This window comes from Streptomyces sp. NPDC048484, from assembly GCF_040651415.1.
Lineage (GTDB): Bacteria > Actinomycetota > Actinomycetes > Streptomycetales > Streptomycetaceae > Streptomyces.
The window spans coordinates 197358-215020 of sequence record NZ_JBEZJY010000008.1 but is presented as its reverse complement, the minus strand read 5'-3'; the positions used below and the strand labels follow the sequence as shown (position 1 = coordinate 215020).

The following is a 17663-nucleotide window of genomic DNA, read 5'->3' as shown; positions in this document are numbered from 1 at the left end:
AGCTCGGTGGTGTCCGAGTCGCCGGGAGCCCGGCCCCGCGAGGCCGCGCCGCGAGAAGGGCGGGTTCGTACGCGCGCGTTGTCGTGGGTTGCTCGCGCCGTTCCCCGCGCCCCTGAGGGGCGCGGGCCGGCACCGGTGCGCTACGCCGTGAGGCGGGCGATGGCCTCGTCCACCGTCAGCTCCTCGCGCTCACCGGTACGGCGGTCCTTCAGCTCCAGGACGCCCTCGGCCGAACGCCGGCCGGCCACCAGGATCTTCGGGACGCCGATGAGTTCGGCGTCCGTGAACTTCACACCGGGCGAGACACCCGCACGGTCGTCCACGAGCACCCGCGCGCCCGCCGCGCCCAGCTTCTCCGCGACGTCGAGCGCCAGCTCGGTCTGAAGGGCCTTGCCCGCCGCGACGACATGGACGTCGGCCGGGGCGATCTCGGCGGGCCAGACCAGGCCCTGCTCGTCGGCGTGCTGCTCGGCGAGCGCCGCGACCGCTCGCGAGACCCCGATGCCGTACGAGCCCATGGTGACGCGGACCGGCTTGCCCTGCTTGCCGAGCACGTCGAGCTGGAAGGCGTCGGCGTACTTGCGGCCGAGCTGGAAGATGTGGCCGATCTCGATGGCGCGGTCCAGCTTGAGGCCGGTGCCGCAGACCGGGCAGGGGTCGCCCTCCCGCACGACGACCACGTCCACGTACTCGTCGACCTCGAAGTCGCGGCCCGCGACGACGTTCTTCGCGTGCAGGCCCTCCTTGTTGGCGCCGGTGATCCAGGCGGTGCCGGGGGCGACGCGCGGGTCGGCTAGGTAGCGGACCTTCTCCAGGCCCTGCGGGCCGACGTAGCCGCGTACGAGGTCGTCGCGGCCCGTGAAGTCCTCGGCCGTGACGAGTTCGACGGCGGCGGGGGCGAAGTGTGCCTCCACCTTGTCCATGTCGACCTCGCGGTCGCCGGGGACGCCGATCGCCACGATCTCGCCGGCCACCTTGACCAGCAGGTTCTTCAGGGTGGCGGAGGCGGGGACGTCCAGGTGCGCGGCGAGCGTCTCGATGGTCGGGGTGTCGGGGGTGGGGATCTCCTCCAGCGCGGGGACCCCGGCCGCGTCGGCCGGCTTCAGCGTGTAGGTGATCGCCTCGGTGTTGGCGGCGTAGTCGCAGTTCGGGCAGTCGGCGAAGGTGTCCTCGCCGGCCGCGGCCGGGGCGAGGAACTCCTCGGACTTGGAGCCGCCCATGGCGCCCGCCATGGCCGCGCAGATGCGGTAGTCCAGACCCAGGCGCGCGAAGATCTTCTGGTACGCCTCGCGGTGCAGGGCGTACGACTCGGCCAGGCCCTCGTCCTCCAGGTCGAAGGAGTACGAGTCCTTCATCAGGAACTCGCGGCCGCGCAGGATGCCGGCGCGGGGGCGGGCCTCGTCGCGGTACTTGTTCTGGATCTGGTAGAGGATCACGGGCAGGTCCTTGTAGGACGAGCACTGGTCCTTGACCAGGAGGGTGAAGATCTCCTCGTGGGTCGGGCCGAGGAGATAGTCGCCGCCCTTGCGGTCGTTGAGGCGGAACAGCTCGGGGCCGTACTCCTCCCAGCGGCCGGTCGCCTCGTAGGGCTCCTTCGGCAGCAGGGCGGGGAGGGTCACCTCCTGGGCGCCGATGGCGTCCATCTCCTCGCGGACGACCCGCTCCACGTTGGCCAGGACCTTCTTGCCCAGCGGCAGCCAGGACCAGAGGCCGGCGGCGGTACGGCGTACGTAGCCGGCGCGCACCAGCAGCTTGTGGCTGAGTACCTCGGCGTCCGCCGGGTCGTCACGCAGTGTCTTGACCATCAAACGGGACATGCGCTGGACCTGGGCCATGGTTCTCGACTCCTGCTGCGTATAGGTGATGGCTAGGAGGTTAGCGGGGTGTCCGCCGTCGCCGAAATCCGTTATTGGCCCATCGGCGCGGAAGCGGCAGGGGAGGGACGCCTCAGCGGCGCCGGAGGGGCAGCGGGGCGCCCATCACCACGTACGGCTTGGGCGCGCTCGGGAACAGAACCCGCACGGCCAGGTCCTCGTAACCGAGCGAGCGGTACAGCCCGCGGGCGGGGCTGTCCGTGTCGATGGCCGAGAGGATCGAGCGCGGTTCGGCCGCGCTGTCCGTGATGGTGGTGATCAGCGCGCGGCCGACCCCGCGGTTCTGGAAGTCCGGGTGGACGTGCAGTTCGGTGATCACGAAGGAGTTGTCCAGCCAGCCGTCGTGTCCCTGGCCGCGCAGATAGGGCTCGACGACGGTGGACCACCAGTGCCCGCGGTTGTTGGGCATGCCGTAGACGAAGCCGGCGAGCCGTCCGTCGGCGGTGGTCGCGCCGAGCGAGCGGGCGCCGGGGAAGGTGAGGTGACGCAGCACGATCTGGCGTCGTACGGCGATCTCGTCCGCGCCGAGTCCGAAGGCGACGGCCTGGACGGCCAGCGCCTCGTCGACCCGGGCGGCCAGGTCCAGGGGGCCGGTGACGACGTCGTCGGGCGGGCAGGGGCCCTGACCGGGGAAGCGCAGCATGCCCGGGAGACTACCCGGGCGTCCGCGCCGCGTGTGCCGCGCGTGCCGGTGGTCCTGTCGGGTGCGGGTGCGATGTGGCCGGGCGCGCGGGTCGCCGTCAGAACAGGACGCTCATGAAAGCGCCGATCTCCTGGAAGCCGGTTCTGCGGTACGTCGCCCGGGCGGCCGTGTTGAAGTCGTTGACGTACAGGCTGACGAGCGGGGCCACGTCCGCGAGGGCGTAGCGCAGGACGGCCGCCATGCCGGGGGCTGCGATGCCCTGGCCGCGGTACTCGGGGGCGACCCAGACGCCCTGGATCTGGCAGGCCTGCGACGTCGCGGCGCCGATCTCCGCCTTGAAGACGACCCGGCCGTCCCGGTCGACGTGGGCGAACGAGCGTCCGGAGCCGACGAGTTCGGCGACCCTCGCCTGGTAGAGGAGGCCTCCGTCACCCGCGAGCGGGGAGACACCGACCTCCTCCGTGAACATCGCCACGCAGGCCGGCATGATCGTCTCCATCTCGTCCTTGCGGATGCGGCGGACGTACGGATCCGGACTGATGTCGGCGGGGAGCCGGTCGGCGACCATCAGGGGCTGGTGCGGCCTGACGTCACGGGCGGGGCCCCAGTGGGGTTCGAGGAGGCCCCAGAGCTGAGCCGTGGCCTCGGAGGGGCCGACGACGGAGGAACAGCGGCGGCCCGCTCTGCGGGCGCGGTCCGCGAAGGCTCGGACGGCCCGGGGGGTGGCGCAGATCGGGACGAGGTTGGCGCCGGCGTAGCAGAGGGACGTCAGCATGCCGTCCTCGTACCAGCCCCACATCTCGCCGCCGAGGCGCCAGGGGTCGAGGCCCGCGACCTGCACTCGGGAGGTCACGAAGGCGTTCGCCACCGGCTCGCGGTCAAGGACTGCGAGCGCGGCGTCCAGGTCGCTCGGATCGAGGACCCTGGTGGTCGTCTGCGTCAACACGTGCGGGGCCTTCACCATCAGGTCTGCTGATCTCCGCACTGTACCTGGCGGCGATGTGGCGTGCCGCCCGGTAGGGGTGAGCGGGGTTTTCTTCGCCCCCTCCGCCCCCTCCCGTCCCGTTCCTGGGGGCTGCCGCCCCCAGACCCCAGCATCGCGCTGAACGCGCTCGTCCTCAGACGCCGGACGGGCTGGTGGGTCAGCCTGCCACCGACACGGACGGCTCGCCGGAGGGGATGCCGTCGGCCTCCATCTGCTCCGCGATCTTCATCGCTTCTTCGATCAGCGTCTCGACGATCTTCGACTCGGGGACGGTCTTGATGACCTCGCCCTTGACGAAGATCTGGCCCTTGCCGTTGCCCGAGGCGACGCCGAGGTCGGCCTCGCGGGCCTCCCCGGGCCCGTTCACGACGCAGCCCATGACCGCGACGCGCAGCGGCACCTCCATGCCGTCGAGCCCGGCGGTGACCTCCTCGGCCAGCTTGTAGACGTCGACCTGGGCGCGCCCGCAGGACGGGCAGGAGACGATCTCCAGCCGCCGCTGCTTGAGGTTCAGCGACTCCAGGATCTGCATGCCGACCTTGATCTCCTCGACCGGCGGGGCCGAGAGGGAGACCCGGATGGTGTCGCCGATGCCCTCGCTGAGCAGTGCGCCGAAGGCGACCGCCGACTTGATCGTGCCCTGGAAGGCGGGGCCCGCCTCGGTCACACCGAGGTGGAGCGGGTAGTCGCAGGCGGCGGCGAGCTGGCGGTAGGCGTTGACCATGACCACGGGGTCGTTGTGCTTGACCGAGATCTTGATCTCCCGGAAGTCGTGCTCCTCGAAGAGGGACGCCTCCCACAGCGCCGACTCGACCAGCGCCTCGGGCGTCGCCTTGCCGTACTTCTGGAGCAGGCGCTTGTCCAGGGAGCCGGCGTTGACCCCGATACGGATCGGCGTGCCGGTGTCCTTGGCGGCCCGCGCGATCTCCTTGACCTGGTCGTCGAACTGCTTGATGTTGCCCGGGTTCACGCGCACCGCGGCGCAGCCGGCGTCGATCGCGGCGAAGACGTACTTCGGCTGAAAGTGGATGTCCGCGATGACCGGGATCTGCGACTTGCGCGCGATGGTGGCGAGCGCGTCCGCGTCGTCCTGCGTGGGGCACGCCACTCGCACGATCTGGCAGCCGGACGCGGTCAGCTCGGCGATCTGCTGCAGGGTGGCGCCGATGTCCGACGTACGCGTCGTCGTCATCGACTGCACCGAGACGGGCGCGTCTCCGCCCACCGCCACGGTGCCGACCTGGATCTTGCGGCTCTTGCGGCGCTCGGCGAGCCTGGTCGGAACGTCCGGCATGCCGAGTGAAATCGCGGTCATCTGCTGTGCAACCCCAAGGTAAGGATTCGGTCGGTCCCGAAAGCTGACGGGCTCCAGTCATCGAGATTACGGCACCCCCGAAGGCGGGAGCACATCCCCTGTACGGGGCCACCCAAAGGAGAGCGGCCGGACACCAAGCATGTCCGGCCGCCATGAACTCCGTATGACTAGGAGATTCTCACCGGGTTGACCACGTCCGCGATCAGCACCAGGAGCGTGAAGCAGATGAAGATTCCGGCCACCACGTACGCGACGGGCATCAGCTTCGCCACGTCGAAGGGGCCGGGGTCCGGGCGCCGCAGCACCTTCGCCGCGTTGCGCCGCAGCGACTCCCACAGGGCTCCCGCGATGTGCCCGCCGTCGAGCGGCAGCAGCGGGAGCATGTTGAACAGGAACAGGGAGAGGTTGAAGCCCGCGACGAGGAACAGCATCATCGCGATCTGGTTCTCCGGCGGGATGTCGAGCGTGAACACCTCGCCGCCGACGCGTGCCGCGCCGACCACGCCCATCGGGGAGTCCGCCTCGCGCGGGCCGTCGCCGAAGGCCGCGTCCCACAGGGCGGGCACCTTGGACGGCAGGGCGATCAGCGACTCGACGCCGTTCTGCATCATGTCGCCCATGCGGTCCACGGACTGCCCGAACGACTGCTGGACGATGCCGGAGGCGGGCGTGAAGCCGAGGAAGCCGGCGTACACGTACTTGCCCTCGACGTAGCCGCCGGCGCCGTCGGTCTTGCTGACCTGGTTGCGGATCAGGTGGGCGGAGAGGTCGAGCTGCTTGCCGTCGCGCTCGACGGTCAGGGTGACGTCCTTGCCGGGGTTGGCGCGGATGTCGTCCTGGAGGGCGGACCAGTCGGTCACCTTCCGGCCGTCGAAGGAGACGATCTTGTCACCGCCCTGCAGGCCGGCGGCCTTGGCGGGCGCGGGCGTGTCGCTCTTCCGGCACTCGGTGCGGGCCTCGCTCTGCTCCAGGACGCAGTCGGAGACCTTGCCGACCGTGGTGGTCTGGGTCTGGACGCCGAAGGTCATCATCACGCCGAGGAAGATCGCGACGGCGAGGATCAGGTTCATGAAGGGGCCGGCGAACATCACGATCACGCGCTTCCACGGCTTGCGCGTGTAGAAGAGACGCTTCTCGTCACCCGGCTGGAGTTCCTCGAAGGACTGCGCTCTGGCGTCCTCTATCATGCCGCGCCACGGCGAGGTGGACCGGGCTTCGATCCGGCCGTCGGGGCCGGGCGGGAACATCCCGATCATGCGGATGTAGCCGCCGAGCGGAATCGCCTTGACCCCGTACTCCGTGTCGCCCTTCTTCCGCGAGAAGATCGTCGGGCCGAAGCCGACCATGTACTGCGGCACCCGGATGCCGAACAGCTTGGCCGTGGAGAGATGTCCCAGCTCGTGCCAGGCGATCGAGAAGAGCAGGCCGACCGCGAAGACGACTATGCCGAGGATCATCATCAGGGTCGTCATGCACGAGCCTCCGCCGTTGTCGTCGCTGTGGTGCGGGCTGTCAGTTCACGGGCCCGGGCGCGCGCCCAGGTCTCCGCTTCGAGGACGTCCGTGACGGTGAGCGAGGTTCCCGTACGGGGCGTGCCGTGTTCGGCGACGACCTCCGTGACGGTCTCCATGATCCCGTTGAACGGCAGGGTGCCGTTCAGGAACGCGTCCACGCATTCCTCGTTGGCCGCATTGAACACCGCGGGGGCCGTGCCCGCGAGCTTCCCGACGTGCCGGGCGAGCCCCACCGACGGAAACGCGTCGTTGTCGAGGGGGAAGAACTCCCAGCTCGACGCCTTCGACCAGTCGAAGGCGGGCGCGGCGTCGGGGATGCGCTGGGGCCAGCCCAGACCGATGGCGATCGGCCCGCGCATGTCGGGGGGCGTCGCCTGGGCCATCGTCGATCCGTCCGTGAACTCCACCATCGAGTGGACATACGACTGTGGGTGCACGACCACCTCAATCCGTTCGAAGGGAATGTCGTAGAGGAGGTGCGCCTCGATGACTTCGAGGCCCTTGTTGACGAGGGTCGCGGAGTTGACGGTGATGACCGGCCCCATGGCCCAGGTGGGGTGCGCGAGGGCTTCCTCGGGGACGACGTCGGCCAGTTCGGCCTTCGTACGTCCTCTGAAGGGGCCCCCGGAGGCGGTGACGACGAGCTTTCGTACGTCGGCTCTGGTGCCCGAGGCCAGCGCCTGGAAGAGCGCGGCGTGCTCGGAGTCGACGGGGATGATCTGGCCCGGCGCGGCCAGTTCCTTCACCAGGGGGCCGCCGACGATGAGCGACTCCTTGTTGGCGAGCGCGAGGGTGCGGCCCGCCTTCAGGGCGGCGAGGGTGGGGGCGAGGCCGATCGAGCCGGTGATGCCGTTCAGGACGGTGTGGCCCGCGGAGGCGGCGAGCTGGGTGGCGGCGTCCGGCCCCGCGAGCAGCTCGGGAAGGGGCTCCCCCGCCCCGTACCGCGCGGACAGGGCCTCGCGCAGTGCCGGTACGGCGTCCTCGCGCGCCACGGCGACGGTCCGGACGCGGAGCCGGTGTGCCTGCTCCGCCAGCAGCTCCACCCTCCCGCCGGCCGCGGAGAGCGCGGTCACCCGGAACCGGTCGGGGTTGCGCAGCACGAGGTCGATGGCCTGGGTGCCGATCGATCCGGTGGAACCGAGGATCACGACATCCCGTACTCCGTCCACGGGATCGAAGACGAGATGCGGGTCGGCGAGGGGGGCTGGACTGTCGCTCATCCCCCCATTGTTGCCGCAACCCCGCGGCAACGGGACAGAGGCGTCCCGCTCCTGCCCCTGTGAGGGGCGCCCGGCGCCCTGTGAGGGGCGCGGGACGCCCTGTGAGGGGCGCGCGGCTGTCTCGATCTGTGGGGCTCCGCCGCGTGGGCGCGACAAGCACCCACCGGCCCCGCGGCCGCCCACAGATCCGCAAGCCCCTACTTCTTGCGCTTCCGACGGCTCCGGGACCTGGCAGCCCGCTGGGGGCGCGGCCCCACATCGGCCACATCCTCCGCCGCAGGCGCAGGCGTGGCGTCGGCCGGTTCGAAGTCCCCTTCGACAACCCCCTCCGCCGTGTCCAGCGTGGGAGCGCTGAAATGCAGCCCGTCCGTACGGCGCCCGGCCTCCAGGGGTTCCTGGCCGGCGGATTTCCCGGCGGCGTCCAGATTGAACACGTACCCGACGGACTCCTCCTTGATGGCGTCGTTCATCGCGACGAACATGTCGTAGCCCTCGCGCTCGTACTCGATGATCGGCTCCCGGCCGAGGGTCCAGCGCAGGCCGATCCCGTCGCGCAGGTAATCCATCTCGTACAGGTGTTCGCGCCATTTGCGGTCCAGGACCGACAGCACGACGAGTCGCTCCAGGTCGCGCAGCGCGTCCGCGCCCAGCTCGGCCTCGCGCTCCTCGTAGCGGGCGTGGATGTCGTCGATGACGGCGTCGGCGAGCCCGTCGGCCGTGAGGTCGGACCGGTCGCCCACGGCGTCCTCCAGGTCCTCGACGGTGACCCGGATCGGGTAGAGCTGTTCGAAGGCGTTCCACAGCCGTTCCAGGTTCCACTCCTCGGAGAAGCCCTCGGCGGTCTCCACGGTGGCGTACGCGCGGATGGTGTCGTCCATGAAGTGGAGGATCTGTTCCCGCAGGTCCTCGCCTGCCAGCACCCGGCGGCGTTCCGCGTAGATGAGGGTCCGCTGCCGGTTGAGCACCTCGTCGAACTTCAGCACGTCCTTGCGGGACTCGAAGTGCTGCTGCTCCAGCTGGGACTGGGCGGAGGCGATGGCGCGCGTGACCATCTTGTTCTCGATGGGGACGTCGTCGGGGACGTTCGCCATCGACATCACGCGCTCGACGACCTGGGCGCGGAACAGCCGCATCAGGTCGTCCCCCAGGGAGAGGTAGAAGCGGGAGGCGCCGGGGTCGCCCTGGCGGCCGGAGCGACCGCGCAACTGGTTGTCGATGCGGCGCGACTCGTGGCGCTCGGTGCCGAGGACGTACAGCCCGCCGAGTTCCTTCACCTCGTCGTGCTCGGTCGCGGCCGCCTCCTTGATCCGGTCGAGGGTCTCCCGGTGCTCGTCCGGGCTCTCCTCGGCCGTGAGGCCGCGCCGGTCCAGCTCCGCGAGTGCCATGGCCTCCGGGTTGCCGCCGAGCATGATGTCGGTGCCGCGGCCTGCCATGTTGGTGGCCACGGTGACCGCGCCCCTGCGGCCGGCCTGCGCCACGATCTGGGCCTCGCGCTGGTGGTTCTTCGCGTTGAGCACCTCGTGCCGGATGCCGCGTTTCTTCAGCCGTGCGGCGAGGATCTCGGACTTCTCGACGGAGGTGGTGCCGACGAGCACCGGCTGGCCCTTCTCGTGCCTGTCGGCGATGTCGTCGAGGATCGCCGTGTACTTGGCCTCGACGGTCCGGTAGATCTGGTCGGGGTCGTCGGCGCGGGCCATCGGCCGGTTGGTGGGGATCGGCACCACGTGAAGCTTGTAGATCTGGTGGAACTCGGCGGCCTCGGTCATGGCGGTGCCGGTCATCCCGCCGAGCTTCTCGTACAGCCGGAAGAAGTTCTGCAGGGTGATCGTGGCGAGGGTCTGGTTCTCGTCCTTGACCGTCACCCCCTCCTTCGCCTCGATGGCCTGGTGCAGGCCCTCGTTGTAGCGGCGTCCGGCGAGGATGCGGCCGGTGTGCTCGTCGACGATGAGGACCTCGCCGTTCACGACGACATAGTCCTTGTCCTTCCTGAAGTGCTCCTTCGCCTTGAGCGCGTTGTTCAGGTGCCCGATGAGGGACGTGTGGTCGGACTCGTAGAGGCTCTCGATGCCCAGCTGGTCCTGGAGGAACTCCACTCCGCGGTCCAGGATCGCCACGGTGCGCTTCTTGGGGTCGTACTCGTAGTCGTGGGTGGCACGCAGCCCGGCGAGGCGGTCCTTGTCGGTGGGCGTGGTGAAGTTCTCGTCCTGGACTGCGACTCCGCGCATCCGGGTGACCATCGTGGCGAACGCCTCGTACCAGTGCGTGGGCTGGTCGGCGGGGCCGGAGATGATCAGTGGGGTGCGGGCCTCGTCGATGAGGATCGAGTCCGCCTCGTCGACGATCGCGAAGTGGTGGCCGCGCTGGACGAGTTCGTCCCTGGACCAGGCCATGTTGTCGCGCAGGTAGTCGAAGCCGAACTCGGTGTTGGTGCCGTAGGTGATGTCGCAGGCGTACTGCGCGCGCCGCTCGGCCGGGGTCGACTGGGTCTTGATGACCCCCACCGTCAGCCCCAGGAAGCGGTAGGCGCGGCCCATCCAGTCGGCGTCGCGCTGGGCGAGGTAGTCGTTGACCGTGACGAGGTGGACTCCCTTGCCGGTCAGGGCGTTCAGGTAGACGGGCAGGGTGGCGACCAGGGTCTTGCCCTCGCCGGTCTGCATCTCGGCGATGTTGCCGAGGTGGAGCGCCGCGCCGCCCATGAGCTGTACGTCGAAGTGGCGCATCCCGAGCGTGCGGTGCGCGGCCTCGCGCATGGCGGCGAAGGCCTCCGGCAGCAGGTCGTCGAGGCTCTCCCCGGCCTCGTACCGCTCTTTGAACTCCGGGGTGAGCGACTGGAGTTCGTCGTCGGTCAGCTCCTTGAAGTCCGCTTCCAGGGAGCCCACCTGTTCAGCGACGTGCTGCAGCCTGCGCAGGATTCTGCCCTCGCCGGCCCGCATGATCCGGCCGGTGATGCTGTCGAGACCGAGTACCGGCACTGGAATTACCCCCACTGACACGGATTTCACTGAACCGGATTCACTGACCCGGATTTCACTGGCTCGCGTCCACGAGCATGCGTATCCAGCGGTTGGCCCGCTGGAGAATGTGGACACCTTGTTGGTTCGCCTTGATCAGCTCACGCAGTACGGGGTCCTTGGCGTACTCCACCGCACCGCGGAAAAGCTGATGGATCACGGGCCGCTCGCCCGGCCGTCCGGTGTCGAGCAGGGAATCGATGTCCCTGAGGTCGATTCTTCGGACGGGCAGCGGATCGAAAGAGGCGACCGACGGCCGTGGTTCCCCGTCGAGGAGTGCGAGCGCGCAGTCGTTCAGCAGGACGGCGAGCCCGTCCCGGTGGGCCTCGAAGGTTTCCGGCGCACTCCGGCGCAGCTTGTCCGCCAGTGGCCGGACCTCGTTGCGCACCGTCCGCAGCGCCCGTACGAGTTCGGTGTCGTCCAGTTGCCGTCGCGCCTCCCCGCGGGCCCGCGTCAGCTGGACGGAAATTCCCCGGCCGTGTTCTTCTCCCACCCCATATTTTTTCCCCACACCATGTTCTTCCCCCACACCGTGGCGCATGTTTTGTCCCCGTTCGCCATTCCGCTCATTGTTGACGCACACCTTTCGCACGGCAAGCGGCAGAATGACGACGGGGACAGCAGCGCATCACTGGGGAAAAGGTCAACGGATGGGGCGGTGGACGTTCTCCTTCTCGGATGCTCCGGGTGTCGCGTCGGCGATCCAGGGGCCCTCGCCCGAGGGGTCGACGATTCCCTCCTCCAGCCATGTGTAGGCGCCGCCGAGGACGCCCTTGACGACCTTGCGGTCGATGTCGTCGGTGTTGGACCACAGCCGGCCGAAGAGTTCTTCCACCCGGACCCTGGACTGACTGCAGAAGACGTCCGCGAGCTGGTACGCCTCGCGGCCGTGCGCCTCGGTGGTCCGCAGGAGCTCGGCGCGGACACAGGAGGCGCTCATCGCGAACAGTTCGGCGCCGATGTCGACGATCCGGCCGAGGAAAGCCTGCTTGGTCTCCATCCGTCCCTGCCAGCGGGACATCGCGTAGAAGGTGGACCGGGCGAGCTTGCGGGCGGAGCGTTCCACGTACCGCAGGTGGCCGGACAGGTCGACGTGTCCGGCCGGGTGGAAGTCCCCGTACGAGCGCGGGAGCTGACCGGCTCCCGTGACCAGCTTGGGGAGCCACTTGGCGTAGAAGACTCCGGCGCTCGCGCCCGCCTTCGCCTTGTCCGAGAGGGACTTGTCGGGGTCGATGAGGTCACCGGCCACGGAGAGGTGGGCGTCGACCGCCTCGCGTGCGATCAGCAGGTGCATGATCTCCGTCGAGCCCTCGAAGATGCGGTTGATGCGCAGGTCGCGCAGCACCTGCTCGGCGGGGACGGCCCGTTCGCCGCGGGCGGCGAGCGAGTCGGCGGTCTCGAAGCCGCGTCCGCCGCGGATCTGGACCAGCTCGTCGGCCATCAGCCAGGCCATCTCGGAGCCGTACAGCTTGGCGAGGGCGGCCTCGATGCGGATGTCGTTGCGGTCCTCGTCGGCCATCTGGGACGACAGGTCGAGGACGGCCTCCAGGGCGAACGTGGTCGCCGCGATGAAGGAGATCTTCGTGCCCACGGCCTCGTGGTGGGCGACCGGTTTGCCCCACTGCTCACGCACGGACGACCACTCGCGGGCGATCTTCAGGCACCACTTGCCCGCGCCGACGCACATGGCGGGCAGCGAGAGCCGTCCGGTGTTGAGCGTGGTCAGGGCGATCTTGAGCCCGGCGCCCTCCGGACCGATGCGGTTCGCGGCGGGCACCCGGACCTGGTGGAAGCGCGTGACGCCGTTCTCCAGGCCGCGCAGCCCCATGAAGGCGTTGCGGTTCTCGACGGTGACACCCTCCGCGGCAGCCTCCACGACGAAGGCAGTGATGCCGCCCCGGTGACCCTCGGACTTCGGCACCCGTGCCATCACGACCAGCAGGTCCGCGACCACGCCATTGGTCGTCCAGAGCTTCACCCCGTCAAGGACGTAGTGGTCCCCGTCCGGTACGGCGGTGGTGGCCAGGCGCGCCGGGTCTGAGCCCACGTCCGGCTCGGTGAGCAGGAACGCGGAGATGTCGGTGCGGGCCAGGCGCGGGAGGAAGGCGTCCTTCTGTTCCTGGGTGCCGAAGAGCTTCAGCGGCTGCGGTACACCGATCGACTGGTGCGCGGAGAGCAGCGCGCCGAGCGCCGGATTCGCGGAGCCGACCAGGGCGAGGGCCTTGTTGTAGTAGACCTGCGTCAGACCGAGGCCGCCGTATTTCGTGTCGATCTTCATGCCGAGGGCGCCGAGCTCCTTGAGCCCGTTGATCACCTCGTCGGGGATGCGTGCCTCCCGCTCGATGAGCGCGGAGTCGACCTTGGTCTCGCAGAAGTCGCGCAGCTTGGCGAGGAACTCCTCGCCGCGCTTGGCGTCCTCCGCGGGGGGCATCGGGTGGGGGTGGATGAGATCGAGCCGGAAGCGGCCGAGGAACAGCTCCTTGGCGAAGCTGGGTTTGCGCCAGTCCTGCTCTCGCGCGGCCTCGGCGACCTGACGGGCCTCGCGTTCGGTGACAGCGGGCTGGTGGGGTGTTGCGGACAAGAGGCTCACCTCGCCGCGAATAGGGATCTTGGTCCGTTACGTTACTCACCGGTGCTACTCGATCGTATGTACCCGATTCCGGACCCGGCCACCAGCCCTGGCGCACCATTCGGCGCACGCGCGGGACTGGCGGGCAGACCCGCGGGGCCGCCCGACGGGGGCGCGGGGCTGTGACATCTGCGGCTCCGCCGCGCGGGCGCGCCCGGCCCCCACCGCCCCACACCCGCCAACGCACGCCGTCCCCCACCCCGGTGGACACCCCGCAGAAACGACCGAGTCGAAGCGCTTCGACAACCTATGGACACCCACCCGCCATCAGGCTACTGTCGAGCCACCCTCACTCGCCCCTGTTTAAAACGCGCACTGTCGAAGCGCTTCACACGATACCTTCGCATGGCGCCTCCACCCAACGCTTGGAGAGCTGGATGGTCACCCTCGCCGAGGTCGCCCAGCACGCCGGAGTCTCGGCGAGCACGGTGAGCTATGTCCTCAGCGGCAAGCGGTCCATCTCCGCGGGCACCCGGCAGCGGGTCGAGCAGAGTATCGAGCAGCTCGGATACCACCCCAACGCGGGAGCCCGGGCGCTGGCAAGCAACCGGTCCAACATCATCGCGCTGATGATCCCGCTCCGCACGGACATGTACGTACCCGTGATGATGGAGATCGCCATCGCGGTGACGACCTCGGCGCGCGCCCACGGGTACGACGTACTGCTGCTCACCGGCGAGGAGGGCCCGGACGCCGTGCGCCGGGTCACCGGAAGCGGGCTCGCCGACGCGATGATCCTTATGGACGTCGAACTCGACGACGAGCGGCTGCCGCTTCTGCGCGGCACCGAACAGCCGTCCGTCCTCATCGGGCTCCCCGCCGACACCAGCGGCCTGACCTGTGTGGACCTCGACTTCGGCGCGACGGGCGCGCTGTGCGCCGAACATCTCGCGAAGCTCGGACACCGTGACATCGCTGTCATCGGTGAGGCGCCCGCGGTGTACGAACGGCACACGGGGTTCGCCGAGCGCACGCTCGACGGACTCCGGTCCCGGTCGCGGGAGCTCGGTCTGCGGGTGCTGCACCGCCCGTGCGAGGGCGGCTTCGACGCCATGTCCCTGACTCTGGCGCGGGTCTTCGACGAGCGCCCCGGCACCACGGGCTTCGTCGTACAGAACGAGTCGGCGGTCGAGCCCCTGCTCGCGCTGCTGCGCCGGCAGGGCCGGGCCGTGCCCGAGGACGTGTCGGTGATCGCGATCTGCCCGGACCAGGTCGCCGTCCAGGCCTCGGTGCGGCTGACCTCGGTCGCCATCCCCGCCCAGGAGATGGGCCGCAGCGCGGTGGAGCATCTGATCGCCAAGCTGGAGGGGCACGGCAGGGACGAAGTCGCGCTCATCGCACCCGAGTTGACGGTACGGGCGAGCACGGGCCCGGCCCCGGCCGCCTCCTGAACCGACCGCCCCGCCTCCCACCTGTATGCCGCCGGGTCCTGTCGCCACTCATTCCTTCAGGAGCACCCCGTATGAACCAACCTGCCGAGAACCAGCCGGGTCAGTCCGGACAGTCCAAACAGCCGGGTCAGTCCGGACAGCTCCGCTCGGGGTCCGCCGGCCTTGCCCAGTCCTCCCCCACCGTCGGCACGTTCCGCGAACGCGACGGCGCGCTGGAGTGGAGCGGCCGCCAGGAGACCGTCCGCATCGAGCCGTGGGGCCCCGACGCCGTCCGGGTCCGGGCCAGGCTCGGCGGACCCGTCCTGGAGGGCCTGCCCGCTGCCGTGCTCGACGAGGCCCCCGCCACCGAGGCCACCGTCAAGATCGAGGGCGGGCGGGGCCTCATGACGGTCGGCGCGCTCACCGTGGAGGTCGACGCCGAGGGACTGGTCCGCTTCGTCCGCACCGACGACGGCGCCGAACTCCTCACCGAGGAGCGCGCCCACTTCTGGTGGCCGGGACCGCGCCTCTACACCCCCGTCGGCAACGGCTACCACCGCCTGGAGCAGCGCTTCGCCGCGTACGAGGGCGAGAAGCTGTACGGCCTGGGGCAGCACCAGCACGGACTGCTGGACCAGAAGGGCGCCGTCCTCGACCTGGTCCAGCGCAACGCCGAGGTGACCATCCCGGTCCTCACGTCCAGCCGTGGTTACACCCTGCTGTGGAACAGCCCGGCGATCGGCCGGGTCGAGCTCGCGGGCAACGGCACGCGCTGGGTGGCGGACTCCGCCCGGCAGATCGACTACTGGATCACGGCCGGCCATCCGGCCGACGCGCAGCGCCGGTACAGCGCGGTGACCGGCCGTACGCCGATGCTGCCCGAGTGGGCGGCGGGCTTCTGGCAGTGCAAGCTGCGCTACCGCACACAGGACGAACTCCTCGGTGTGGCACGGGAGTACAAGCGCCGCGGGCTGCCCATCGACGCCATCGTCTGCGACTTCTTCCACTGGACGCACCTGGGCGACTGGAAGTTCGACCCCGCGGAGTGGCCGGATCCGGCGGGGATGCAGCGGGAGCTGGCGGAGCTGGGCATCAAACTCGTCGTGTCCGTCTGGCCGTCCGTCTCGCCGCTCTCGGAGAACCATCAGCTCATGGAGCAGCGCGGCTGGTTCATCGGCACGCAGTACGGCCCCATGGCGCACGCGGACTGGCCGGACAAGGAGGTCGCGTCCACGGTCCAGGTCGCCTTCTACGACGCGACGAACCCCGAGGCGCGCGCGTTCCTCTGGTCGCGGATCAAGGACAACTACCTGGAGCCGTACGGGATCACGTCCTTCTGGCTGGACGCCTGCGAGCCGGAGCTGAAGCCGGGCTTCCAGGAGAACCTGCGCTACTGGGCGGGCCCCGGCCTCGAAGTGGGCAACATGTACCCGCGCGAGAACGCCCGCGCCTTCTACGAGGGCATGCTGGCCGCCGGCGAGAGCGAGGTCGTCACCCTCAACCGCTCCGCGTGGGCGGGCAGTCAGCGGTACGGAGCCGCACTGTGGTCCGGCGACATCGGCACGGACTTCGCGACCCTGCGACGCCAGATAGCGGCGGGCCTCAACACCTCGCTGTCCGGCATCCCCTGGTGGAACACCGACATCGGCGGCTTCCACGGCGGCGACCCGGACGATCCGGCGTACCGCGAGGTCATGATCCGCTGGTTCCAGTTCGGCGCGCTGTCCCCGCTGATGCGCCTGCACGGTTTCCGCGATCCGGGCACCCCGCTCGGCCCGGAGATGACCGGCGGCCCGAACGAGGTGTGGTCGTACGGCGAGGAGGCCCGCCCCATCCTGGAGAAGTACCTCCATCTGCGTGAGCGTCTGAAGCCGTACGTCCTGGAGGTCATGCGGGAGGCCCACGAGGAGGGGCTGCCGGTGATGCGGCCGCTGTTCTTGGAGTTCCCCGAGGACCAGGCCGCCTGGTCCGTGGACGATGCGTACCTCTTCGGCCGGGATCTGCTGGTCGCGCCGGTGCTCACGGCGGGCGCCACGGCCCGTACGGCGTACCTTCCGGCGGGGGCACGCTGGACGGACGCGTGGACCGGCGAGGAGTACCGGGGTGGCGCGGCCGTGACCGTCGACGCCCCGCTGGACCGCATCCCGCTGTTCCTGCGGGACGACGCGCGACTGCCTGTGGCGGAATAGCCGCGGACCGTGCCGTGCATACGTGGCCGTGAGTACGTGACAGTGCGGCCGGCTCCCGGGAGGGGTCCGGCCGCACTGTCACCCAGGTCGTACGCGGATCAACTGCTGCTGACCGTCAGGTTGTTGGTGACGAAGTCCAGGCCGCCGGACGAGGACGTGACCTCATAGCCGAACTGGACGTCGCCGATGGTCTCGTTGTAGCAGCTGGCGAGTGAGCCAAGCGAGGTGATCGTGTTGTTGATCACCTCTGCTTGACGTTCGGATACGGCTTGATGCCCCCAGATTTGGGGTGGCTGGCCCGGACGTACTGACTGTCGGCGCCGGAGCCCCAGATGTTGTTGTAGAGCGTTTGACGCCCTCACCTGCCCGAGGGCGGGTGATTCCGGTCCGTACTGCTGCGCAGCACCACCACGGGTTCCTGTTTCACGGGCCTCTGCCGACCGGTGAGGGTCAGTCTTACGTGGCCTCCGCAGGCCTGACTTCCCGCCCGTCCGGCGGTAGGTCGGACAACTCTGTTGTCCGACAAGGCGATCCTAGCCATGCCGCCGCGACCCTACGGGCCGCTATGGACAGGATGTCCCTCACTTCCACCCTGAAGAGGGGAGCACTGGGCAAGTGTTCGGTAGCCGTTCAGGCTCGTGTTGCCCCACTGGTCGCAGGAGTTCCAGACCGCGGCGGAGGCGGGGGCGGAGGCGAGCCCGACGGTGACCCCGAGGGCGAGCGCGGGAGCCAGGAGGGCCTTGGTGATCCTGTTCCTGTTCGACTTCATGTTCGGTGTGCGTGTTGCCATGGTGTTCCTTCCATGGGTGGGGGGATGTGGGGGATGGATCTGCGGTACGGCTACCGCGGCCTCAAGGGGAGGACGCGGTCCTCTCCGGCACACAGGGAGAGCTGTCGCGCTCCGGAGAGAGTT

General features: G+C 69.5%; 12 protein-coding genes and 1 pseudogene. 2 read left to right on the top strand and 11 right to left on the bottom strand.

The window, feature by feature from the left end; all coding sequences use genetic code 11:
- Nucleotides 1-140: 140 nt before the first annotated feature.
- From AB0D14_RS10950 to AB0D14_RS10910, 9 genes are all read right to left on the bottom strand, one after another.
- Nucleotides 141-1835 (bottom strand): proline--tRNA ligase, encoded by a 1695-nt coding sequence (locus tag AB0D14_RS10950; RefSeq protein ID WP_362776942.1) that lies wholly within the window; start codon nt 1833-1835, stop codon nt 141-143.
- A gap of 112 nt (nt 1836-1947) precedes the next feature.
- Complete coding sequence (locus tag AB0D14_RS10945) at nt 1948-2517, bottom strand: GNAT family N-acetyltransferase (RefSeq protein ID WP_362776941.1); 570 nt, start codon at nt 2515-2517, stop codon at nt 1948-1950.
- Nucleotides 2518-2614: 97 nt separating this feature from the next.
- Nucleotides 2615-3463: a GNAT family N-acetyltransferase gene (locus tag AB0D14_RS10940; protein ID WP_362776938.1), complete on the bottom strand. Its 849-nt coding sequence runs from the start codon at nt 3461-3463 to the stop codon at nt 2615-2617.
- A gap of 196 nt (nt 3464-3659) precedes the next feature.
- Complete coding sequence (gene ispG / locus AB0D14_RS10935) at nt 3660-4817, bottom strand: flavodoxin-dependent (E)-4-hydroxy-3-methylbut-2-enyl-diphosphate synthase (RefSeq protein WP_362776935.1); 1158 nt, start codon at nt 4815-4817, stop codon at nt 3660-3662.
- A 167-nt stretch (nt 4818-4984) separates the two neighbouring features.
- The gene (locus tag AB0D14_RS10930; RefSeq protein WP_362776933.1) at nt 4985-6289 is read right to left on the bottom strand and encodes a site-2 protease family protein; all 1305 of its coding nucleotides are present in this window, start codon (nt 6287-6289) and stop codon (nt 4985-4987) included.
- Nucleotides 6286-7551 carry a 1-deoxy-D-xylulose-5-phosphate reductoisomerase gene (dxr, locus tag AB0D14_RS10925; RefSeq protein ID WP_362776930.1) on the bottom strand — a complete coding sequence of 422 codons (1266 nt, stop codon included), beginning with the start codon at nt 7549-7551 and terminating at the stop codon, nt 6286-6288. Before dxr ends, AB0D14_RS10930 begins: the two co-directional genes overlap by 4 nt.
- 197 nt (nt 7552-7748) lie before the next feature.
- Nucleotides 7749-10484: a preprotein translocase subunit SecA gene (gene secA / locus AB0D14_RS10920; RefSeq protein WP_362777047.1), complete on the bottom strand. Its 2736-nt coding sequence runs from the start codon at nt 10482-10484 to the stop codon at nt 7749-7751.
- 94 nt (nt 10485-10578) lie between these two features.
- Nucleotides 10579-11055: a hypothetical protein gene (locus AB0D14_RS10915; RefSeq protein ID WP_362776928.1), complete on the bottom strand. Its 477-nt coding sequence runs from the start codon at nt 11053-11055 to the stop codon at nt 10579-10581.
- 150 nt (nt 11056-11205) lie between these two features.
- Nucleotides 11206-13152: an acyl-CoA dehydrogenase family protein gene (locus AB0D14_RS10910; protein ID WP_362776927.1), complete on the bottom strand. Its 1947-nt coding sequence runs from the start codon at nt 13150-13152 to the stop codon at nt 11206-11208.
- A 416-nt stretch (nt 13153-13568) separates the two neighbouring features.
- Between AB0D14_RS10910 and AB0D14_RS10905 the strand changes: the two genes are divergently transcribed.
- A complete protein-coding gene (locus AB0D14_RS10905) occupies nt 13569-14582 on the top strand; it encodes a LacI family DNA-binding transcriptional regulator (protein WP_362776924.1) in 1014 nt (337 codons plus the stop codon).
- A gap of 71 nt (nt 14583-14653) precedes the next feature.
- Nucleotides 14654-16750: a glycoside hydrolase family 31 protein gene (locus AB0D14_RS10900; protein ID WP_362776922.1), complete on the top strand. Its 2097-nt coding sequence runs from the start codon at nt 14654-14656 to the stop codon at nt 16748-16750.
- A 98-nt stretch (nt 16751-16848) separates the two neighbouring features.
- On the opposite strand, the pseudogene AB0D14_RS10895 reads toward AB0D14_RS10900, so the two are convergent.
- A pseudogene (locus tag AB0D14_RS10895) lies at nt 16849-17099 on the bottom strand (hypothetical protein); the annotation flags it as partial.
- Nucleotides 17100-17303: 204 nt separating this feature from the next.
- Nucleotides 17304-17540 carry a hypothetical protein gene (locus AB0D14_RS10890; protein WP_362777052.1) on the bottom strand — a complete coding sequence of 79 codons (237 nt, stop codon included), beginning with the start codon at nt 17538-17540 and terminating at the stop codon, nt 17304-17306.
- Nucleotides 17541-17663: the final 123 nt, after the last annotated feature.